A 19,518-nucleotide genomic window follows, 5' to 3' on the forward strand; every position below is an offset into this window, starting at 1 on the left:
TAAATAGTATGGGAGAGTAATTGTGTGATGGTCTTCGAGAAGAAGATAAAGCTGAAAGCCCTGCAGGTAGCTCTCGAGGCTTCGCTTAAGAGGGGGCTTAAGAAACTCAGGAGGGAAGACTTGCGCGCCATTGACGAGAGGCTAGCCGCTCTTGCACCCCTAGCACTCTCACAGCTGTTTTTAACCCCTGAAGAGGTTGCATCGAAGATCTTCCAGCCGTTCATCGACGCAGTAGCCCTCTTGGCCGCCATAACTTTCGGCATAGGTATTCTCGGCTTTGTCATCATAATTCTGGACGCAGTTCTCTCATGGGTTACGGGAGGTAGCTTCGGGAGAAGCCTGGCAGTATCGAAATTAATAAGAGCTGCTGAAACACTCGCAATTATTCCTATCTCCTTTTTCGTGGTCTACGTGCTCAACACACTCGGAATTCAAGAAATATCTTCGATCGCACAAGTTATGGACGCACTCTTGAGGCGTGGGTGGAACATAATTATTGGGATACTGACCAAGGGAGGCTAATGATCTTAGTCGACCTGGTTGCCGCAAGCGGCTCTGCTGTGTACGTGTTGCTGGGGGCTGCAAAGTGGGTTCTAGGCAGGCGTGCCGACGCCCTCACCGACTTCGAGGCTAGCATCAACGTACTCCTTTACGTTATCCTACTTCAGATCACCTTCTCAACGGCAGACGCTATAGCTGGCTGGGTAGGCCTCTCTGTTAGCCTGAATAATACAAGGCTGGTAAGCGCGCTCCTACAGGAGAGCAGTAGCGTCTTTGCCAACGCCAGCAGGCTGGCGATAGACACTATACTCTATGTGCAGACGGAGAGAGCAGCCCTAGCCGCAGCGCCCATTACTTCTCCTCTCGCAAGCGTCCTAGGAGCCGCTACGGGGTGGTCGGTCACGGAGCTCTCGGTAGTAGCAATAATCTATATGCACCTGAGCTTCGCCTCGAGGGCCTTCGCGCTCACGGCCCCCTTCCTCGCTACAGTAGGCGCGGTGCTACTGCCTATACCAAGGCTTAGGAGGTGGGGAGGAACCTTCCTCGCGATATACCTGTCCGTGAGCCTAGGCCTCCTCTACAGCGGCTCTGCGACAGCCAAGGCCCTTAGCAATATCCGCCGACCCTCTCCAATTAATCCGATCGACTGGATAAATATCGCTAGTATCGTGGGGGATATAGCGGTCGCTCTTGGGGAGGCTGCTACCATCACTGTTCTCGCCCTGTCTCTCGCAACGGTTGCGGGAGTTGGGCTGGCTGGGGTGTTCGACGGGATTTACGTCAACCTCTTGAGAGTCTGAGAAGATGCTTGAGTGGGCCATTGGGGCCTCACTGACCCTGATAGCATTCCTCTACAAGTGGTTCACCCTGCATAGGAAAGAGGCTCTGAGACTGCTCTCACGCGAGCTGGCTGAGACTCTCTTCCTAGCATCTCTCATCCTGGTACTCCAGGGAACATACAGTGTACAAGGAGCGGGACTACATGAGACAACGGCCAGACTGCTGGAGGACAGCCTGGGGGTATTGAGAGAGTTACTCGACATGATTATCAAGCTCTCGAAGGCCATAGCTGTACTGGACATAACACTGGGAATTGTTTTCGCTGGCGCTGGGGGTGGCGAGGCACTAGCCATACTCTCAAGTTACCAGACACTTTTCCACGCGAGCCTCGGGCCGCTCGAGGCACTAGCAGGCTTCGTTGGCACTGGAATCGTAGTAGCCAGAGCCCTTCTAGTAATTGTCAGGGAGTCGCGAGCTCTGTCCATGCTCGTCCCCATACTAGCGCCGCTACTACTGGTGCCAAGGCTCCGCAAGCTCGCCCTGCCTCTCTGGCTCTTTTCCCTCGCACTCGGCATCGCCCTACCCATAGCAGTTCAGAGCTACACTACAGATCTACACGTGATGAACATCAATGTCCCGGACATCCAGGGCATGGGACTCGTCAAGCTTCGCGTAGTAGAGGCTTCCGGGACACCTATTTTCAAGCCGGACGTGCTTGTGGCTTTCCGTGATAGTGAAGGCAGCTTGTACGTGGCGCGTGTACGCGAAGGCTCGACTCTAGCACTACCCGTCGGGAATTACACCGCAGCCTGGGTCGTCCACTACTGGACGAACTTCACAATACCCGCCTGTTGCCTGTCCCCGAGCAACTACTCGAGTTGCAATTGCTACGTCTGGCCTGCCAGGCTTGAAGTCTCGAGCAACTCTACCCTGGAGGTCTTGGTCTGGCTCCCGGTGGATCTCATAGATCAGGGCGTAGGGCATTCCGGTCATGTCATAGCTTACGCCGGCGACACACCCCTGCACCCGGTAAAGGGAGAGGGTTACGTCTCCTACTCGTTTTCGCACAACAAGCTCAGGCGCGGTGTTACGGTTGCGGTTAGAGGGGGCGAGTATAGCCTCTCAAACCCCGGGAAGTGTTCTCTAAATGTTACCATTGACTACGTAAGGCCCCCAGGCAAGACTGTAAACTTCCAGTGGCTTAGCGAGGCGCGCAGATCTTATACCGAGTGGCTAAACCGCGTTATTAGGGGGGTTACTCTCCAACAGCTCATCCCCCTCCACTTGAGCCCTCTCCATGCACCAGGCTACAGAGAGTACTCGATTCACCTGAGGCTCATTGAATGTAACGCGACGGGTGAGGAAGAGGTTAGCCTGACGATACGGGGGCACGGCGAGTGGAACGCGAGCACGGCCCCTGCTTTCATTGAGCGCTGGCAGCCCGTGACCGCTCTTACGTCACTGTTGATAGGTAAGACCCTTGAGTACGTGAACCCAATTACCCAGCTTATGGGAGCAATCTTAGCGCTATTTTTTACGAGTGCCGCCCTCCTGGGCTTATCCGGTGTGAACATCCCGCTCATAAAGGGTTTTATAAAGTCTCTCCTTCCAAGGCCTAGAACTGCTCTGAAGATCCCACTCTTCAATACACTCTACACCACCGTGGGAAAGAAGATTATTGCTAGGAGCCACCCACTCTCTGTGACGGGCCTGGAAGGGCCTCCTTGGCCCATTTCGAAGATCCAGCAGCCACTTGAGCAGGTAAAGGAGGCCAAAAAGAGGAGGCCCGGCATTGCCCATACCCTGCTCTCAAGGGGATTAAGGGCATTTGAGGGGCCTCTAAGAGTTAAGCTGAAAAACGAGGCCCTAGAGGCGCCCCACAGGCTACACAAGGCAATTTACACGCTACTTGGCTACAAAAGCTTCGAGGGACGGCAACTCTGGTTCTATGCCGTTGACGGCTTTCTGGAGGCACACATGAAGTGGATCTACGAGAGGTTGCTTAGCGAGTACAAGGAGTTAGCAATTAACGACCTTAGAGACCACGGGACAAAGCCAGATGTCACTTCTAGGTATAGTGATTTGATACTGAAAGCGCGTTCTCTAGAAGAGGTCGACACGTTACTCTTTGAGGCCATGCTCTTCGATTTCCCATGTGAGTCGGCCATACTCAAGAAGTACAAAATATACCAGGGCTCTCTCTTGGAGCCTGTCTGGAAGAGAGTGCTTCTGAACTACAGGCTAGTCGTGCTCGAGAAGCTTGCGAGGGAGTGTAGCGCGCCGGACGAGTGCCGGGAAATCTCCTTGGCACACAAGCTCTACCGCAAGCCGTGGAGGGTCGTGAATATTGAGAAGAAGATGAGGGAGGGGATATGAACAGGCAGACACTCTCCATTCTCCTATTCCTGGCAGGGTTATTGCTCAACGGCTATAGTACGCTGCTGACGCACGCCCTTTTCACGGCCTCCCTGATTGTGTCAGCTCAGGATCTCTACAAGTGGGTAGTTTACCTGTTTTATGGGGGGTGCCCCTTGAGCCCCCTGAAGTGCCTGGAGAACGCATGTTACTCCGATGAGCAGGCGAGGCGTTGTGGCTATCTGGGCTTCGAAGTACTTGACTGCAGACACGGCTGCTACGATCTCGACGAGAGGGAGTATTGGGCTCGATCCCTGACCCTGATGAGCGTGGCCTTCACCTCGGGCGGCGAGTACATATTCGTCGTGAAACAGGGTAAGATGTTCATCATTGCCAAGAGGTGCGCCTCTAGCCATGGCGATGTTGTCAGCGAGCTCCTAAGAGCTCGTGAAGTACTGGAGAGAGGCCTTGAACTCGCAGGCTGCAGCGCGAGGAGGCTGAAAGCCGTCGAGGTAAAAAACATCCTTAGGCCAGACTTCTTGAAGACGGCGAAAGTGAACATGCTACGCGTCTTCGGCACTGTAGCCTTAACGGCGGCGCTGGCCACGCGCTTCCCGCCGCTGTACGTGCTCCTCGGCCTAGAACTCGTTGCTCTCTCAGACCTCAGGAGCGAGATCTATACCGTGAGCCAGGAGGGGAGAGAAAGAGTTTATGGTCTAAACGAGTCAACGGTGACCTTCACTTATCCGAGCCTTCGCGACGTGTTTACGAGAGCTCGCACCAACTACCTCATAGCCCAGTCGCTTAGCTACCTCGCGGTTAAACTCGAGCCTGCACCCTGGGACGTGGCAAGCGGGCTGGATGCTCAAGCCTATCGTAGCTACGAGTTCGGCACGGCTTTAGACAAATTAAGCATCATTCACAAAAGCCAGAAGTACTTCCTCGCGAGCAGGAGGAAGTGGGAGAGACGCGAGCCCGTATTCCTGGCCACGGGCCTCTTAATGGCTACCCCGGAGACTGCCCACGTGTACGAGAGAATGGGGTTACGTTTCAAACCCGATATCTTCGCCTTAAAAACTCTCGAATAAGTACCATTGTGATGATGAAAGGGGTGAAGCGGGTACTTGAGGGCCGCAGGCTACTCGTGCTCGCTGGAGATGTCATGCCCTTGGTGTCCCCCCTGTCCGTGATCGCGCCAAGCGAGGACACGAGCGGGCTTTTCCTCGGCGAGGATGACAGAGGGAGGAGGATATTCTTGAACCCCGAAAGGCTCCCAAACATGCACGGAGTCATTGTAGGCAGTACCGGTGTTGGGAAGTCCACGCTCGCTCGGCATCTAATTCTCGAAGCTCGACAGCTAGGCATAAGGAGTTGGGTCATAGACCCACACGGTGAAGAGGCCTACGCACGCCTATTCCATAAGACTGTCGTGTTCACTAAAGACAAGGTGGACGTCCTCCACGCACCTGGATGGGACGCCCTAGAGTACGCAAGCGAGTTAGGGCGGTACGTTGAAAGGATCTACGGCTTCAGAGGGGCCAGGAACATGATCCGTAACGTCATAGCCAGCTGTATCCGCCACGGGGGCTTAGAGCCCCTCAGGGAGCTCTCAGACCTGGATCCTGACATAAAAAGATTATACGATGACTTAACAAGCATACATGGAGAGGGAGAGAAAATAGAGGAGCTGGCTAGACGGAACGCTTACTTTACACTCCCACTGATGACTTCGAGGGAGCTTGCGGCCCTCGCCATACAGGTATTACTCCTTCTGCTACAGGGCTTTATGAGGAGCCAGGGGGCTAGACATAGGCTCGAGCTCCTCATTATACTGGAGGAGGCCCATGTACTCTCTCCCTACCTTCTCTCCCTCTTCAAGGAGGTAAGGAAGTGGGGCTATAGCATCGTCGCTGTAAGCCAGCTACCGCGGGAGTTCGACCCGAGGATCTTCCAGCTTGCGGGCTTTGTCTTAGCCCTCTCAGGCCCTGAGAGCTACGTGAGGGATATTGAAGCTATCTTCTTCGTAACTGGCGACGAGCGCGACCACATCCTTTACTCGCCGAGAGGTACCGCATTATTCTTCCGCCAGGGGGATCCCAGGCCCAGGAAGATTTTCCTCAAGTTACGGGCTGAGGCATTCTCCTAGAGATGTAGTAAATCAATGGGATCATGAGAAGGGCCGTGTCGCGTCCTGTGTCCGTCAACTTGTAATTGACGCGCGCCCCACCTGCCTCACGCTTGACTAGCCCGTTTTTCTCAAGTTCCCTGAGGCGTATTGAGAGGCTTCTCTTGTTTATCCCCGTAATTCTGTGTAAGCTGTTGAAAGAGGAGGATCCTGCTATGAGTAGCGTGTATAGGAGAGTCAGGGTCCATTTTCTCGATAACAGCTTAAAGCTTGGCTCGAGTTGGATGATTATGCCCCGGATATCGGATAACGTTATCTTCTCCTCTTGCATGAATTTCTCCAGAGTCTCTGAGATGCCCCTTAACACATGCTGAACCTTCTGCTCAACTTCCTCTTCGACTCTCATTAGCCTCAATGGTATAGTTTTTATACCTGGTATAAATTCTAAACCTTGATACCCATGGGCTATGACGCAATTGTTGTGGGTGCGGGGCCTGCGGGACTTATATTCTCTAGGAAGCTTGCCGAGAAGGGTTTCAGGGTTGCTCTAATTGAGAAAAACGAGACGCTGGCTGTCAAGCCGTGCGGGGAGGGAATAAGCGCCCGTGTTCTCCAGACAGCCGAGGTTTCCAGGAGCGACACCCAACGCTTCATCTCAAGGCCGATTAAGGGCGCCGCTGTTGTCGCCCCTAACGGCAGGCAGGTACTTATTACAGAGAAAGGGGAGATGGGCTACGTAATTGACAAGAAGAACTTCTTGCGCGTCTTGGGAGAGTATGCGGCGTCAAATGGAGTAGAAATTTACATGAGGGAGCCGGCTAAGGAGGCCGCGCTTACTAACGGGAGAGTTAAGGTTAGGACACGCACGCTGGTGCTTGAGGCACCGTTGCTTGTGGGGGCCGACGGCTACTTGTCGTTTGTCGCAAAAGCGTTTAACATGGAGAAAGCAGGCGAGAGGAAAGTTATACCTGCGGTACAGTACGTTATGACAAACGTTAGAGTCCAAGACCCGGAGCTCACCTACTTTTACCTCGGTAACAGCATCGCGCCAAAGGGGTATGTGTGGATCTTCCCGAAGGACGGGACTTTGGCAAACGTCGGGATTGGTGTACAGGGCGCTCCCCCGAAGCCCTATCTTGATGGCTTCATCAAAGCCCACCCCGAGATCTTCGAAAGGTCAAAGATCATAGAATTTAGGGGGGCTGCAGTTACCATAGGGGGCATGTTGAGCCAGATCGTACGGGATCATGTCATGCTTATCGGCGAGGCGGCAGGGCAAGTTATACCTCTAACTGGGGGCGGTATCCACACATCTATTGCTGGCGGTAAAATTGCCGCCGAAGTCGCGTCTAAAGCCCTAGAGAGCGGTGACTTCTCTGCCAGGGTGCTCAGCGAGTATGTGAGCAAGTACAACGAGTACTGGGGCAAGAGGATAAAGGACAGTTTAAAGGCCCTGCATGCTATCGAGAAGCTAAGTGACGACGAGTTAAACCAGCTCGCGGAGATACTGTCCCCTGAGGACGTCGTCAACCTAGCAAACGGGGAGAACATCATGAGCGTCGCGGCGAAGCTCCTCAAGCACCCCATCTTTAGCATAAAACTCGCGAAGGCTCTTCTCTCCTAGTTTAACGCAAATTTTTTATACGCCACAGTTATGTTGGGTAGTGGCCCCGGCCATAGCACCCCTGCCACGCCCGGTCTCATTCCGAACCCGGAAGCTAAGGGGGGTGCGCCGTCCTGAGTACTGGGGTCTGCGGCCCCGGGAAAAGGCGGTGCTGGGGCCATCCTACTCGCCTGGAATCTTCTAGACTTTCCTTGCCAGTATTCTGGTCGCCTTTCCGAAAGGAGGTAATGGCTTCCGTGATCTAGGGCCAGGGTCGAAGCAATTTAGGCTAAAAAATAAGTTTAAGCTACTATTGTTTCGCCGAGGCTCATGAGCCTTAACGTCGCTGTTATCGGGGTTGGAAGGTGGGGGCGCAATCACGTCAGGATAATCTCCTCCCTAAAAGGGAAGATTGTTAACAGACTCATAGTCGTCGACGTTGATGTCGAACGTGCCAGAGAAGTGTCGAGGACATACTCCGCCGACTCGTACTATAGCAGTGTTGAAGAACTGATCTCCCGCGAGAAAGACCTGGATGCCGCAATTGTTACTGTGCCCACGGTATATCACTATCACGTTGTCAAGCCCCTGCTCCGAGAACACGATGTCTTCGTCGAAAAACCTTTAGCTGAGACTCCCGAGCAGGGACTCGAGCTAGTAAGGGTAGCCTACGAGAACGGTAGAGTGTTTACAGTTGGGCATATCGAGAGGTTTAACCCCATTGTAGGCGTTGCGGAGAGGCTTATTAAGAGAAAAGGTAGAGAGATCCTGGCGTTTGAGGCTAAAAGGCTTGGCCCAGGTCCTGCTGGAAACTACACGCTCAACTTGGGCGTAGGCCACGACCTCTTAGTGCACGACGTAGACATTGCTAACTTCTTCCTCAGGGAGAAGCCCATGAGAGTCTACGCAATAGCGTTTCACAACAGCACCTTCCCCTACGAAATAGAAGTCCAGGCATTATTTGAGTACCCAGGTGGAAGAGCGGCTCACCTAACTGCAAGCTGGCGTACTTCTCCGGTATACAAGCACAGGAGCTTCTCCGTGAGGACAGAGGACTCGGTAATAACAGTGGATTACATACTGCGGCGTATCTCAATCGATAACGGCGTCGAAAGCTTCCAGCTCGACGACCTAAAAACATCAGTACACAGCGAGATGATAAACATGGAGATCTCATACCTCCAGGAGGAGCCCCTCAAGCTAGAGCTCCTGGACTTCCTCGAGGCGGTTAAGAACAGGCGCGAGCCGAGAGTATCTGCCGTAGATGGGTACATCGCCCTAAAATGCGTGTTTAAAGCACTGGAGTCGTCAAAGAAGATGACGCCGGTAGAGATCACGTGGGAAGAACTGGAAGGACTTAGCATGTTCTGAGCCAGGCTGCAAGGAGCAACTCCAGGTAGGTATCTTCAGAGAAGAGCGGGCTTTTCGAAGTGGCAAGGAGCTGCAAATTGTTTATGCTACAAAGGTTGGAGGTGTCTAGCAACGGGAGTACAGCTAACGAGAGTTTACTTCTATGAAGGACGCCGCTGACGCCGGTAACGCGCCTAGCCCTCTTGTTTATGTACAGCCTAAGCCACGTGCCGTTGTGCACCGTCGTCTTAACAGAGGCCTCATGCGTATGTTTTCCGAGTTCTAAGAGAACCTTATCACCGTACTCTATTAAAATGACATTTTCCTGGGAGAGAGAGGCTCGTACCAGGTTTTCAACTCCGGAACTTGACGACAAGGCTAACCCGAGCAGTGAGGCGTAGTAATGGATCACTTCATCTGTAAAGGGATGAAGAGCGATCTTCAAGATTCCTTCTCTCGTTTCAATGCTAAGACATGCTTCCCGGCATATATCCGTCAACTCCGGGTGCGGAGCGCGCTCGGAGAAAATAGCAGGATCCAGTATGTCATGCATCCACGACTTTTCTCCTGTACTCCTTGAGACGAAAGCATTAATGCCATTCTCACGGAGGTAGAGGGCAAGCTGAATGCCGAGAAGACACCCTGGGAGAACTACTTCCCCGTCGAGAAAAGCCCGAAGCCCCTCAATGCCACTCTGGCTTGTTAGCGGGGAATTCATGAGCCTAGGCTCCTCAATGCTGACGATGATGTCGTCTCTCCCAGGTGTAGGTGTGGGATCATGTTCAACCATGAGTACGCGTGAGAGGTAGCCTGCCGAGAAAGCAGGCTTGGCACCCTCCCTGAGAGCTCTCCTGAACCCCCGCACGCTGTAGACAGCGTGGAGAGGCTCCATGGAGACAACTCTTACTCGCGGCGAAAAGCGGCGAACCCAGTATGCTATAGCAGCACTAGCGAGGCTAAAATTCTTGAAAATCACGCGAGGCCACACTTTTTTAGGCAACTCAACTCGTAGAAAAACATCGTGCTACCGTATGATAAGATAGCTGGAGTGTATGACAGCGTGTACGGTGTAGAGCAAACGCGGAAAAACATTGTGGCCGCAACGCTCCTTGACGGGGCCAGGAGTTTGGTAGACATTGGCTGTGGCACTGGTATCCTTGGAACCCTACTCCACGAGACAGAGTATTACGTCTGCCTAGACCTCTCGCTAGGCATGTTAAAAGTTTTCAGGAGAAAAGAGATGGCTTGTCCAAGTGACGCTGTCAGGGCTGATGCCGCACTTCTGCCCTTCCGGGATGGCTCCTTCGATGGCGTAGCATGCATAACGGTTATCCACGAGGCCCCACGTGCGCTCTCGGAGATAACCAGAGTCGTGAAAAGCGGGGGTAAAGTCGTTCTCTCGTTGAAAAAACGGTTCAAAGTAAGCCTCAACCTAACCTGTCTGGAAGTCGAGAAAGTCTTGGAGAGTGGGGGAGATGAGATACTCCTGTTAAGAGCAGCTACACCTTCTGACGCCGAACCCACTAGAATCAGGGGGCCAGAGGAACGGGAGCCCAACGAAGAACGGTAAAAGGAACCAGAGGCGACAAGGGTCAAACAAATGCCTTCTCATCATGCATCAGGTTAACTCTGACATTTCATCCCAAGTCTACATTAAGCCGGAGCAGTTTAAAGACTTTTCCTACCTGAGTTCCGAAAGAAAAGATAAATAACACTATTTATCCCTTTAGGCCGGGGGCCGTAGTCTAGCCTGGCTAGGATGCCAGCCTGGGGCGCTGGTGGTCCCGGGTTCAAATCCCGGCGGCCCCATATTTTTTCGTTTTTTGTAAAAAGAACCCGTAGCCTGCCCGGCTAGCCCTATGTACCTGCTGAGAAGTAGCCTCCGCGCCCGTCACCATCACCTCACGACTCCGCTTCCCAGAGTTTCTCTCGCTTAAGGAGTTGCATAACAGAAAGCCTCACCGCCAGAGAACTCTTGAGGCCGGGATAGACAGCCGCCAGACTCCCTTTGTAAGAGGGGACGCAGACGTGGCCGAGAGTTGGGACTCAGAGACAGCCCTCATTAAGGGGATTTGGCATAGCATGCACTTTCAAGTGCCGTGAAAGGAAATATAAGGGTGGGCGTTAAAGGGTAATACATTCGTATGACTGTCGAGTTCGAGAAAATACTGTCTGAGCTTACGGATACAGAGCGGAGAATAGTTGAGTACTTCCTGAGAAATGGGGGCTCAGCTAAGGATATAGCTTCAGCGCTAAACGTCTCCGAGAGGACGGTCTATAAGGCACTGTACAAGTACCGTAAGCTTGCACGCGAGAACGGCATAGATCCTAGCGCCTTTTACCTTAGAGGTACGTTACAGCCCGCGTCGCTCCCCCCTATACGCGAGCCCGTAGTTGCTCCGGATCACACGCGGCGAGACTTGATAGACAGGATAAAGAAAGAGGTCTTGAAGGAGATAACAGAAGTCCTTGAGAGAAGCGTTAGAGAAGCCGTGTTAAGCGCATTTGAAGAACTATTTATAGCGTCTGAGCCAAACCTTAAGCCTGTTACTGCTCCCAAATATACTGCGGTCTTTGCAAATAGTGGCCCTAGCGTGGCATTATTCGAGAGGCTCGTCGAGAATCTTGAGCGTCTAAACTACAACTTCGAGAGCCTTTCAAAGAAGTTAGAGCTAATCCAGCGGGTAAACACCAGCTACGCGAGCCCACAGGAACCGGCGATTCGGGACAAGAGTCCGTCTCCGCTTGACAACGCGTTACCAAGCTTTGTAAAAGACAACCCCTGGATCGAGGTGCTCCAGAGAAAATACATGCCTCGCTGAGCCTGTCGTATCCCTTGCACGAAGCTCCCACTCTTAGCTTCACGCCCGTACCTGCATTACAGTAGGCAACTCATGCCAAGAAGTATTACTGAGAGAAAAAGTCGCAGGCCGTCGCGTGGTGGCTGGAAGCAGTTTGAGGCTCCTCGGGTAATAATGATCTCGCCGGCGCCAAAGTTCCGCAGGGGAGATGAAGCCGTATATTTATTGTAAACTCAAAAAATCTAGACTTGGAGAGTCTAGGGGCTGTTACGAGACGCGAGTCACGCTTAGGACATCTACTTGGCTAACTCCAGGGACACTTGAGAGAATGCTCTCTATCTCCTCTGTGCCGCCCTCAACGTCCTCGGGCATTAGTATTACCATGCGCAGAGCCTCTAGGCCGAATGCTATTGGCTCCGACTGGTACTGCGCCACCTGGTACTTCTCGGGTAATTTCTCTGCTATGCGCTTGTAGAGATCCTCTGGCCTCGTCTCCGCGTCCTCTGGTAAAATTCTAACTAGGATAGCCACCTTCGCCACATCCTCCACCTCTACGGCCCTCTGAAACCACACCTAGGACAAACATACGGGTTGCCCTGCCTCCTACACCTTTCACAGCGCCAGATTATTACCTCCCCGCACTGGGGACAACGGAAGCTGGTGGCTTTCTCGAACGGAGGTATTGGTCTACCACAAGACGTACACTTCGGGAGGGCTAAAGCTCTAGCCATACGCGACAGTCTTACACAGAGACTGCATTTTTAAATTTTGCGGAGGCTGAGAACTAGCACCTACAAATAGCTGGTAATAAGAAATAGTGTGAAAAATCACGGGCCCGCCGGGACTTGAACCCGGGACATCCGCCGAGCGGCGGCGAGACCTCTGGTAGCGGGTAGCGCCGCCACGTCTACGGCTCCGCAGGCCGCCACGCTTCCTAGCTACGCCACGGGCCCCTGCGTACCTATTCCACGTGATGTCTGATAAATCTTTCTCGTAGCAAACACACTCATCGCACTGTCCGAGAAGCTCCCTCCTGCGGGCAAATGCTTTAAAAATGAGTGAGGCCATTTCATTATCGCATGGCTAAGTGTGAGCTTTGTGGTGCTGAGATTAGGGGAGTTGCATACAGGATAGTCCTTGATGGGGCTGAGATGATAGTCTGTTCGCGCTGTGCTAAGGGGAGAACCGTGCTGGGGACAGTTAGACTAAGTACTACGCCATCCGGACAACCCACGAAGCAAAAACTCTCACCGCGCTTGTCGCGAGAAGACGTGGAGGAGGTCATCGTTGAGGGATACGGCGAAATAATCAGACAGGCTCGCGAGAAAATGGGGCTTACACGCGAACTCCTAGCGCTCATGGTCGGCGAAAAAGAGTCCACTCTGAGGCGAATCGAGGCCGGGCAGCTTGAGCCCACGATAGAGCTCGCTCGAAAGCTCGAAAAAATACTAAAGGTGAAGCTCATTGAACAGTACGTCGTCGGTGGGAGTGTGTACTCCGCAGACGGCGACTCCAGCGGCTACGACCTCACGCTTGGGGATGTAGCAGAGTTTAGAGATTAGTATGGCAAAGAGGGCAATACTCGTCTTCCGCTTCGACTATAAGGCTAACGATTCCAGCATAAGAGAGCTTGAGGAGCTCGCGTCTGCCGCAGGCTATGAAGTAGTGGGTACACTTATCCAGACCAGAGTTGAAGATCCCAAGTACAATATTGGCAGGGGTAAAGTTCATGAGCTAAGAGACATGGTGACTAGGGAGAAAGCTGACAAAGTGATATTTTTCAATACATTGAAACCGAGCCAGACGTATAATCTGAGAAAGGAGCTCGGCGTTGACGTGATCGACAGGTATGAGCTTATATTAGAGATTTTTGCCCAGAGGGCTGGAAGCCAGGAGGCTAAGTTGCAAATTGAGCTCGCGAGACTTAAGAGAGAAGTAAGCTTTGCCAGGGAGTACATCAACCTCTCCAAGCGAGGCGAGCTACACGGTTTCCTCGGAGGCGGAAAGTATGCCGTCGACGCCTACTATACTTACCTCTCTAACCGCATAGCGTTAATTGAGAGAGTGCTCGAGAAGATAAGAGCTCAAAAGAATGCGAGGTGGGCTAGACGTAGCGAAGCCGGGCTGTATGCTGTATCTCTGGTGGGCTATACGGGTGCGGGGAAGTCTACTCTATTCCAGAGAATGACCCAGGAGAGTGTGTACATTGATGGCAAGCCCTTCGCTACTCTCTCAACTCTATCCAGGCGGACGAAAATATTAGGTTACCCGGTCATAGTAACCGATACCATAGGATTTATCGACAGCTTACCAGAACAGTTAATAGATGCCTTCTACACTACACTTGGAGAAACATTGCTTGCGGACGTGGTCGTATTGGTAGTAGACGTTTCAGAAGATATAGGAGAGATCAAGAGAAAGTTTAACGCTAGCATAAGTGTTCTATCAGATCTTGGCGTTCCGCTTGGAAAGGTCGTCATTGCAGCTAATAAAATCGATTTGATGGAAGCGGAAGACATTAAGAGAAAAGCGGCTGTGCTACAGGCTAGCGGCCTGCCTGTTGTTCCTGTATCCGCTAAGCAAGGAGTAGGCTTGAAGAGATTGAGCGAGGTCATAGTGTCCAAGTTCCCAGACAAAGTTACAGAGACTCTTCTCATCCCCAGTGACGGCGGAATGCTTGAAGAGGTACTCACTAAGTGTAAAGTAGTGGACATTTCTGGAACTTGGGACGGAAAGATTAGGCTCGTTGTGGAGGGCAGGGCAAACATCATTGAAAAGCTAAAAGCAAGGTACCGGGAGCAATGAGCACAGTAGAAGTCTATGTCCTTAGAATCGGGCACAGACCTGTGCGGGATCACCGTGTCACTACACACGTGGGCCTTGTTGCGCGCGCCTTCGGAGCGCGCGGACTGTATCTCGAGAAAAGCGTTGAGAAATCCGTTATCGATACTATAGCTAGAGTGTGCAAGACTTGGGGAGGTGAGTTCAGAGTAGAAGTCGTGGACGATCCCTTAAGATTCTTGAGAGAATGGAGGCAGATGGGGGTAGTCGTCCACCTTACAATGTATGGCCTCAATATTGCCGAGGAGGGCGTGTTAGACTTAATAAGGAGTATTAGGGGTAAATTACTGGTTGTCGTGGGGGGAGAGAAAGTTCCTAGAGAGGTCTACGAGATTGCAGACTATAACATAGCTATAGGCAACCAGCCTCACAGCGAAGTCGCCGCCCTGGCGATCTTCCTCGATAGATTGTTTAGCGGAAAAGAACTCCTGCAGGAGTTCCCACGGGCAAGGCTCAAGATAATTCCGTCAAATAGAGGTAAGAGAGTAGTTAGGGTGGGCTGATGTCTAATGAGGCTATTATCGCACTTGCAAGAAAAATACATGGAGAGAGAGCTGAGATAATCATACGGCTTCTCGCTGAAAAGATCGAAGTGTCGGATGAGGATATAGCCAGAGAGCTTAAACTCGACCCAGCAGAGGTTCGGAGAATCCTCAACGAGTTGTTCGAGTCCAGGCTTGTTAAATACCGCAGAGCCAGAGACGAGGTGATAGGCTGGTACAAGTATTACTGGAGGATAACAGATGAGCCTGTTGCCAGAATACTGGAGGACAGGAAGCGTCTGACGTTAAGCCTTTTAGAGAAAGTTCTCGAATATGAAAGGAGCGACGAGTTCTTTGTCTGTCCAAAGTGTGGTAAGAGGTTTTCGTCCGCGGAAGCCGACGAGAATGGCTACATGTGTGATGAGTGCAGAGAAGTCCTTGAACCGTACGACAACACGGAGGTCATCCGCAAGCTTGAGCAAGCCATTAAGAAATTGAGAGAGTATAACCCTGAGGCTCTTTGAAGCCTCCGGAGTATTCGGTACCTCTCTTCTAACCCCCTTAATGCATCCCGGTAGGTGGTGGATTTAGGGGGTCATGGTGGTACGGATGATCCTCAGCTAAAAAAATACAAAAATAGTTTTAAGGCTAGAATAGCCTTCTCTTGTTGTGGGAGAAGTATTAAGTGCATTCGAGCTACGGGCTTTAGAAGCTGTTATACTGTACCAACTCGGCGTAGAAGTCCGGCTAGAGGGTGCATCCTTGAATGTGAGAGGAGTTAGATCCCGTAGAACTAGTAGGTTAAAACAGATCCTGCTTGATGGCAAGCCCGTAATCACTATAAGAGCTAATGACGGTTTTGTCGTACCAAAAAGAGACGGCTGGGAATTTCTTGCGAGGCACTCGGACGACAAGAGACTCCCCTGCGTCATAGTTCCCGGCGACGTTGCCAGGTTCGTGGCTGAAGGCAGAACTCTCTTCTCAAAGCACGTCATCAAGGCAGAGGGAGAAATCTATCCCGGAGACGAGATCTGCATAAAGTCCGATAACGGGGAAATTGTGGGCTCGGGTAAGGCTTTGTTGCCTGGCTGGGAGATGGGAAGGATAAAAAGGGGAAAAGCCGTAAGAACCAGATAAAAATATTTTGTTTTCTATCTATTCTTGTAGAGTACAACGTATCTAAACTGCCTGCGGTTTTCTATTTTTGCATTGAACTTCTCCCGAAGGATACTTTCGATCTCCCTGTAGTAATACTGGTTTGTGAGCCATGCAGGGGGCCTAACGCGGGGCACTAGGCCACGTATGACGTTGATGTCTGTTGTCCGCTTGACATAGGAGACATAAGCGTATCGAAGTAGTGTTCGCAACTTGATAGATATCTGCGAGGACTTCGTGGAAGACATGAGTTGATTCACAATAATCTCGAGCTGCCTGAGAAGTTTTTCCTTTTCCTCACGGATTCGGTCTTCCATAGGAACCACAGGTTAGGTTTTAAACTTAATCCTAGTTCGCGAGAAAAGTATATATATTTTACCTTCATAAACATTTTTTAATAGACAATTAACGAATCAGAATTAATACAGAATTATCCCGGCTTTTGCGATTTCTTGTTCTAGAGCTTTCTTGTCCATTCCTAGAATATCTGCAATGTACCTAACTCTATCACGCGAAGATTCTTTCACGTAGCTATTGTCTGAATACCTTACGGCGATGCCTGCTTCTTCTACTTGAAAAATTTCAAACAAAATAACTGATGTTGTGCTTTGTTTGTCTACTTTCTGGATAACTCTAAGGTACGTACTTCCCGGAGTAACACTGTACTCGTGTGTTTTTACCTCGTAAACGCCGTGTAAAAGGTCGTTGATAGAAACACCAATTAGCGGAGCTACTATGGAGTCGAACTCCACGTAGTCTTCCTCTTCGAAGTCTCTAGTATTCTCTGGAAGAACTAAGGAAGGCTTCCCGTTACGTAACTCGAAGAGGAAGCTCTTCACCTCGATGTTCAGTGGTTTCGGATCACCTGATTGGAGGTAGAAGCTGAATAACTTGTACTTCATAAGCCTATCCTTACTCCTCTATAACCGGTATACCGAATTTCTTGGAGGCCAGTACGTGTTGCTCGTAGGGTATGGAGTCGATATCAATTATGCCCCGGTAGTGTCTCCTGTAGGGCTCTCCCGAGATTAGTTTCCTAATGTTCCTCTTGTACGCGGTATCCTTGAGAGACTTCCCACTTATCCTCTCCCAGTCACTTACAGAGTACGAGAAAGCCTTCTGCGCCCGGTCGCGATAGAGGTCTGAGATGACGTTAAAGGAGCAGAAGGGCACTTGTCTCCCGTCTGGCATTACGTAGTGTATGTCGCATCTCATGACTCTTGCAACATCGTGGTTGTAGAGGTCTTGGAAGTGCATCAGCCCTAAGAACAAGGTGTTATAGTGGAACTCTCCGAGGCTCTCGTAGTCATGTTTGACGAAAACATTGTAGAGTATCTTGAGTATCCTGTTGCCTTCTCTTAACCGTTTAGGAGCTTTTTCGAGATCCACGAACTTCCTCAGCTTCCATACTACTTCGAGCATTACAATGTATTTGTTCCTACCCCTCTCGAGTTCGTCTGCCTTTTTATCGAGGAATGCCAGGAACTCGTCGACGTTTACAAACCTAGTTATCGGTATTATCTCGCCGTCGTCCTGCCACACGTAGGTAGCGGCTCCACAGGCAAAGTGCGTCGTAAACGCTATCTGAGGCTTACCTGTAACCGCTTCAACAAAACGGGAAATGGGGGCGACGCTTGGAACAGGGTACCAATCCTCGACTCTTATTTGACCATTTGTTTGTTCCTCTATAGCCTTTAGAACATCAGGGATAGTTACGCGCTCCTTTTCGCGCTCCTTCCTGGGCATGCGCCCAGTAATGGATACCGGCTGGAAGTTTACGCCCCTAACTATGTCGTTGTGCTTTAACCCGAACTGGATTATTTTACCAACTTCACTTAAATTGTAGCTCTTTATAACTGTTGGGACAAGTACTGCTCCGAGGCCCGCCTTCCTGAGATTGTCTAGAGCGTAGGGAACCTCCCAGTGATTCTTTGGGTTTGTGAGTGGCGACACTCCGTCAAAGCTCAGGTACACGACGTTTGTACCGGCTTTCCTCACCTTCTCCGCGAGGCTAGGGTCGAAGGCCAGCCGTATCCCATTAGTGTTTAATTGGATGTGTGTAAAGCCCTCCTCCCTAGCCATCTTTATAATCTCTACTAGGTCGTCGCGCAACGTAGGCTCTCCTCCTGTTAGCTGGATAGCGGGGGGCTTGACCGGCTCAGATAACCTAGCCTGCCTGAGCATGTACCTGATGTGTTCCAGAGACGGCTCGTAGACGTAACCGGCACGCGAGGCATAGAAGAAGCAATAGAAGCAACTTAAGTCGCACCTGTTCGTAAGAACGAGGTTTATTAAAGCGGCGTTAGATTTGTGCCTAGGGCACACTCCACAATTGTATGGGCATAGGGCAGTGAGCGGAACATGTGTTACAGTGTTGCCTTTCCCGTCTCTCTGAAAACTCCTGAACTTCTCGTATACTCTGGCGTCTCCAAAGTAAAGCTCTTCGAACTCGCCGTGTTCAGGGCAGACCTTCCGTATCCAGACTTTTCCGTCCCTCTTGAATATTACAGCTGTCAGAAGAGAATAGCACTCGGGACACGCCGACTGAGTGTAGGTGATGAGTTCTTCTCCGTCGCGTAGCTGTGGCCTTTTTCCAAGGTAGACCCTGTAGTCCACGCCAGGCTTTGGCATGAGAAGCGGCCGTAGTTTCTCAGCAACCTCCTTAATCTCTGAGAAACTTGCACTTGAAAGAAGCTTGTAGTCAACACGCGGCTCCCCTAGTCTTTGAGAAAGCTCTACCTTAAGATCTGTCATAGAGGCACCTACCCTTAGGTGTGAATAACTAATCTCTCAGATTTTTATAAAGCTTGCGGTTATGTCACCGTCATTCTGTGAGTTTTTCTATACTGATGTATTGAAAATATACTTCAACTTCTCGAGAGGTATTACTGGAAAGCTACTCTTTAGGACGTCGAGCACGTAGAGAAGCTTTTTCTCGTCATCCCTGGAAATGTGTACACCTTCCCGTTGCACCAAGTAGTTCAGGGTATCTAGGAGCGTATATGCCTCGAGCTTTAGCAGAAGCCTCTTGCGCTCTAGCCGCTTCCTTTCCTCCATATATTCTTCATAGGAGATTTCCTTTGATACCAGGTGGCGTTCCCCCAGAACTAGTAGGTCGTTCTTCAACCTTCTGAGCTCCTCGGCTATTTCCCACAACCTCTCAAGCGTGGCTACAGCGCCCTCATGTACATAATCTACTAGGACTATCTTCTTCCCAACTATCCTGAGTTTATCGGGTGTAACCTCTAGAAGCTCGCCGTCGACTCGTCTTATCACGACCTTTAATGGCTGTTTTGTCTTCTTCGCAATGTAAATTTTCCAGATACTCCCTATTTTCGAGTCATTGGAACCGTAAACTTCTCTCTTTACGATTTTCTCCAGAAGTTTTTTGTCATTTATCTCGCTCAGAACAATCCCACGCATATTTCATCTACGTTCTCATCATCCCCTACTGGAGTATTTAATGCAAAGACGACAATATGCCGTGTAGAAAAGGCTCCCTACAGCAGTATTACTGCCGTAGCC

General features: G+C 51.1%; 22 protein-coding genes, 2 tRNA genes and 1 rRNA gene. 16 read left to right on the forward strand and 9 right to left on the reverse strand.

Translation table 11 applies throughout. From position 1 onward, the window contains the following. The first annotated feature begins 24 nt into the window (after positions 1-24). From IG193_RS04125 to IG193_RS04145, 5 genes are read left to right on the forward strand one after another with little or no spacing between them, the layout of a single operon-like run. A complete protein-coding gene (locus IG193_RS04125; RefSeq protein WP_192819621.1) occupies positions 25-522 on the forward strand; it encodes a hypothetical protein in 498 nt (165 codons plus the stop codon). Beyond that, positions 522-1,301, forward strand: coding sequence for a hypothetical protein (locus tag IG193_RS04130; protein ID WP_192819622.1), 780 nt, complete (start codon positions 522-524; stop codon positions 1,299-1,301). Before IG193_RS04125 ends, IG193_RS04130 begins: the two co-directional genes overlap by 1 nt. Positions 1,302-1,305: 4 nt before the next feature. Next, positions 1,306-3,657: a hypothetical protein gene (locus tag IG193_RS04135; protein ID WP_192819623.1), complete on the forward strand. Its 2,352-nt coding sequence runs from the start codon at positions 1,306-1,308 to the stop codon at positions 3,655-3,657. Beyond that, positions 3,654-4,724, forward strand: a complete 1,071-nt coding sequence (locus IG193_RS04140) for a hypothetical protein (RefSeq protein WP_192819624.1) — start codon at positions 3,654-3,656, stop codon at positions 4,722-4,724. Before IG193_RS04135 ends, IG193_RS04140 begins: the two co-directional genes overlap by 4 nt. An 11-nt stretch (positions 4,725-4,735) precedes the next feature. After that, a complete protein-coding gene (locus IG193_RS04145) occupies positions 4,736-5,782 on the forward strand; it encodes an ATP-binding protein (protein ID WP_192819625.1) in 1,047 nt (348 codons plus the stop codon). On the opposite strand, the gene IG193_RS04150 is transcribed toward IG193_RS04145, so the two are convergent. Beyond that, on the reverse strand, positions 5,754-6,167 hold the full coding sequence (locus tag IG193_RS04150; protein WP_192819626.1) for a winged helix-turn-helix transcriptional regulator: 414 nt from the start codon (positions 6,165-6,167) through the stop codon (positions 5,754-5,756). The two genes, IG193_RS04145 and IG193_RS04150, sit on opposite strands and share 29 nt — an antisense overlap. 54 nt (positions 6,168-6,221) lie before the next feature. Between IG193_RS04150 and IG193_RS04155 the strand changes: the two genes are divergently transcribed. From IG193_RS04155 to IG193_RS04165, 3 genes are all read left to right on the forward strand, one after another. After that, positions 6,222-7,385, forward strand: coding sequence for an NAD(P)/FAD-dependent oxidoreductase (locus IG193_RS04155; protein WP_192819627.1), 1,164 nt, complete (start codon positions 6,222-6,224; stop codon positions 7,383-7,385). 42 nt (positions 7,386-7,427) lie between these two features. Next, positions 7,428-7,545, forward strand: a 5S ribosomal RNA gene (gene rrf, locus IG193_RS04160). Between the two features lie 149 nt (positions 7,546-7,694). After that, entirely contained in the window at positions 7,695-8,735 is a 1,041-nt protein-coding gene (locus IG193_RS04165) for a Gfo/Idh/MocA family protein (protein WP_192819628.1), read from the forward strand. Here IG193_RS04165 and IG193_RS04170 read toward each other — a convergent pair. Next, a complete protein-coding gene (locus IG193_RS04170) occupies positions 8,722-9,702 on the reverse strand; it encodes a hypothetical protein (protein WP_192819629.1) in 981 nt (326 codons plus the stop codon). The genes IG193_RS04165 and IG193_RS04170 overlap by 14 nt on opposite strands. Before the next feature lie 33 nt (positions 9,703-9,735). Here IG193_RS04170 and IG193_RS04175 point away from each other — a divergent pair, with 33 nt between their 5' ends. The 3 genes from IG193_RS04175 (at position 9,736) to IG193_RS04185 (ending at position 11,536) form a co-directional block, all read left to right on the forward strand. Further along, a complete protein-coding gene (locus IG193_RS04175) occupies positions 9,736-10,284 on the forward strand; it encodes a class I SAM-dependent methyltransferase (protein WP_192819630.1) in 549 nt (182 codons plus the stop codon). Positions 10,285-10,448: 164 nt separating this feature from the next. Then, a tRNA-Pro gene (locus IG193_RS04180) sits at positions 10,449-10,523 on the forward strand. A 335-nt stretch (positions 10,524-10,858) separates the two neighbouring features. Then, on the forward strand, positions 10,859-11,536 hold the full coding sequence (locus IG193_RS04185) for a sigma factor-like helix-turn-helix DNA-binding protein (RefSeq protein WP_192819631.1): 678 nt from the start codon (positions 10,859-10,861) through the stop codon (positions 11,534-11,536). Between the two features lie 246 nt (positions 11,537-11,782). Here the strand turns inward: IG193_RS04185 and IG193_RS04190 are convergent, their stop codons facing one another. The 3 genes from IG193_RS04190 to IG193_RS04200 all read right to left on the reverse strand — a co-directional run bounded on the left by IG193_RS04190 (position 11,783) and on the right by IG193_RS04200 (position 12,468). Next, positions 11,783-12,055: an elongation factor 1-beta gene (locus tag IG193_RS04190; protein ID WP_192819632.1), complete on the reverse strand. Its 273-nt coding sequence runs from the start codon at positions 12,053-12,055 to the stop codon at positions 11,783-11,785. An 11-nt stretch (positions 12,056-12,066) separates the two neighbouring features. Beyond that, positions 12,067-12,246, reverse strand: a complete 180-nt coding sequence (locus IG193_RS04195) for a zinc finger domain-containing protein (RefSeq protein ID WP_192819633.1) — start codon at positions 12,244-12,246, stop codon at positions 12,067-12,069. A 99-nt stretch (positions 12,247-12,345) separates the two neighbouring features. Next, a tRNA-Arg gene (locus IG193_RS04200) sits at positions 12,346-12,468 on the reverse strand. 126 nt (positions 12,469-12,594) lie between these two features. Between IG193_RS04200 and IG193_RS04205 the strand changes: the two genes are divergently transcribed. The 5 genes from IG193_RS04205 to IG193_RS04225 all read left to right on the forward strand — a co-directional run bounded on the left by IG193_RS04205 (position 12,595) and on the right by IG193_RS04225 (position 15,975). Then, positions 12,595-13,077, forward strand: a complete 483-nt coding sequence (locus tag IG193_RS04205; protein WP_192819634.1) for a multiprotein bridging factor aMBF1 — start codon at positions 12,595-12,597, stop codon at positions 13,075-13,077. Between the two features lies 1 nt (position 13,078). Next, on the forward strand, positions 13,079-14,320 hold the full coding sequence (gene hflX, locus IG193_RS04210) for a GTPase HflX (RefSeq protein ID WP_192819635.1): 1,242 nt from the start codon (positions 13,079-13,081) through the stop codon (positions 14,318-14,320). Continuing rightward, positions 14,317-14,859 (forward strand): tRNA (cytidine(56)-2'-O)-methyltransferase, encoded by a 543-nt coding sequence (locus IG193_RS04215; RefSeq protein WP_192819636.1) that lies wholly within the window; start codon positions 14,317-14,319, stop codon positions 14,857-14,859. Before hflX ends, IG193_RS04215 begins: the two co-directional genes overlap by 4 nt. Further along, entirely contained in the window at positions 14,859-15,362 is a 504-nt protein-coding gene (locus tag IG193_RS04220; RefSeq protein ID WP_192819637.1) for a transcription initiation factor E subunit alpha, read from the forward strand. Before IG193_RS04215 ends, IG193_RS04220 begins: the two co-directional genes overlap by 1 nt. A gap of 145 nt (positions 15,363-15,507) precedes the next feature. Further along, on the forward strand, positions 15,508-15,975 hold the full coding sequence (locus IG193_RS04225) for a PUA domain-containing protein (protein WP_192819638.1): 468 nt from the start codon (positions 15,508-15,510) through the stop codon (positions 15,973-15,975). Between the two features lie 14 nt (positions 15,976-15,989). Here IG193_RS04225 and IG193_RS04230 read toward each other — a convergent pair whose 3' ends face one another. The 4 genes from IG193_RS04230 to IG193_RS04245 form a co-directional block, all read right to left on the reverse strand. Further along, complete coding sequence (locus tag IG193_RS04230) at positions 15,990-16,310, reverse strand: hypothetical protein (protein ID WP_192819639.1); 321 nt, start codon at positions 16,308-16,310, stop codon at positions 15,990-15,992. Positions 16,311-16,412: 102 nt separating this feature from the next. Then, positions 16,413-16,895, reverse strand: a complete 483-nt coding sequence (locus IG193_RS04235) for a hypothetical protein (RefSeq protein WP_192819640.1) — start codon at positions 16,893-16,895, stop codon at positions 16,413-16,415. 10 nt (positions 16,896-16,905) lie between these two features. Then, the gene (gene tes / locus IG193_RS04240; RefSeq protein WP_192819641.1) at positions 16,906-18,747 is read right to left on the reverse strand and encodes a tetraether lipid synthase Tes; all 1,842 of its coding nucleotides are present in this window, start codon (positions 18,745-18,747) and stop codon (positions 16,906-16,908) included. An 87-nt stretch (positions 18,748-18,834) separates the two neighbouring features. Next, complete coding sequence (locus IG193_RS04245) at positions 18,835-19,416, reverse strand: hypothetical protein (RefSeq protein ID WP_192819642.1); 582 nt, start codon at positions 19,414-19,416, stop codon at positions 18,835-18,837. Positions 19,417-19,518: the final 102 nt, after the last annotated feature.

This window comes from Infirmifilum lucidum (assembly GCF_014876775.1).
Classification (GTDB): domain Archaea; phylum Thermoproteota; class Thermoprotei; order Thermofilales; family Thermofilaceae; genus Thermofilum; species Thermofilum lucidum.

What these genes read in the sequence shown, in the direction of transcription:
- tes (WP_192819641.1), bottom strand. Translation starts at nt 18,747, where the DNA reads ATGACAGATCTTAAGGTAGAGCTTTCTCAAAGACTAGGGGAGCCGCGT.
- IG193_RS04215 (WP_192819636.1), top strand. Translation starts at nt 14,317, where the DNA reads ATGAGCACAGTAGAAGTCTATGTCCTTAGAATCGGGCACAGACCTGTG.
- IG193_RS04145 (WP_192819625.1), top strand. Translation starts at nt 4,736, where the DNA reads ATGATGAAAGGGGTGAAGCGGGTACTTGAGGGCCGCAGGCTACTCGTG.
- IG193_RS04185 (WP_192819631.1), top strand. Translation starts at nt 10,859, where the DNA reads ATGACTGTCGAGTTCGAGAAAATACTGTCTGAGCTTACGGATACAGAG.
- hflX (WP_192819635.1), top strand. Translation starts at nt 13,079, where the DNA reads ATGGCAAAGAGGGCAATACTCGTCTTCCGCTTCGACTATAAGGCTAAC.
- IG193_RS04235 (WP_192819640.1), bottom strand. Translation starts at nt 16,895, where the DNA reads ATGAAGTACAAGTTATTCAGCTTCTACCTCCAATCAGGTGATCCGAAA.
- IG193_RS04135 (WP_192819623.1), top strand. Translation starts at nt 1,306, where the DNA reads ATGCTTGAGTGGGCCATTGGGGCCTCACTGACCCTGATAGCATTCCTC.
- IG193_RS04245 (WP_192819642.1), bottom strand. Translation starts at nt 19,416, where the DNA reads ATGCGTGGGATTGTTCTGAGCGAGATAAATGACAAAAAACTTCTGGAG.
- IG193_RS04230 (WP_192819639.1), bottom strand. Translation starts at nt 16,310, where the DNA reads ATGGAAGACCGAATCCGTGAGGAAAAGGAAAAACTTCTCAGGCAGCTC.
- IG193_RS04205 (WP_192819634.1), top strand. Translation starts at nt 12,595, where the DNA reads ATGGCTAAGTGTGAGCTTTGTGGTGCTGAGATTAGGGGAGTTGCATAC.
- IG193_RS04220 (WP_192819637.1), top strand. Translation starts at nt 14,859, where the DNA reads ATGTCTAATGAGGCTATTATCGCACTTGCAAGAAAAATACATGGAGAG.
- IG193_RS04140 (WP_192819624.1), top strand. Translation starts at nt 3,654, where the DNA reads ATGAACAGGCAGACACTCTCCATTCTCCTATTCCTGGCAGGGTTATTG.
- IG193_RS04195 (WP_192819633.1), bottom strand. Translation starts at nt 12,246, where the DNA reads ATGGCTAGAGCTTTAGCCCTCCCGAAGTGTACGTCTTGTGGTAGACCA.
- IG193_RS04165 (WP_192819628.1), top strand. Translation starts at nt 7,695, where the DNA reads ATGAGCCTTAACGTCGCTGTTATCGGGGTTGGAAGGTGGGGGCGCAAT.
- IG193_RS04130 (WP_192819622.1), top strand. Translation starts at nt 522, where the DNA reads ATGATCTTAGTCGACCTGGTTGCCGCAAGCGGCTCTGCTGTGTACGTG.
- IG193_RS04150 (WP_192819626.1), bottom strand. Translation starts at nt 6,167, where the DNA reads ATGAGAGTCGAAGAGGAAGTTGAGCAGAAGGTTCAGCATGTGTTAAGG.
- IG193_RS04155 (WP_192819627.1), top strand. Translation starts at nt 6,222, where the DNA reads ATGGGCTATGACGCAATTGTTGTGGGTGCGGGGCCTGCGGGACTTATA.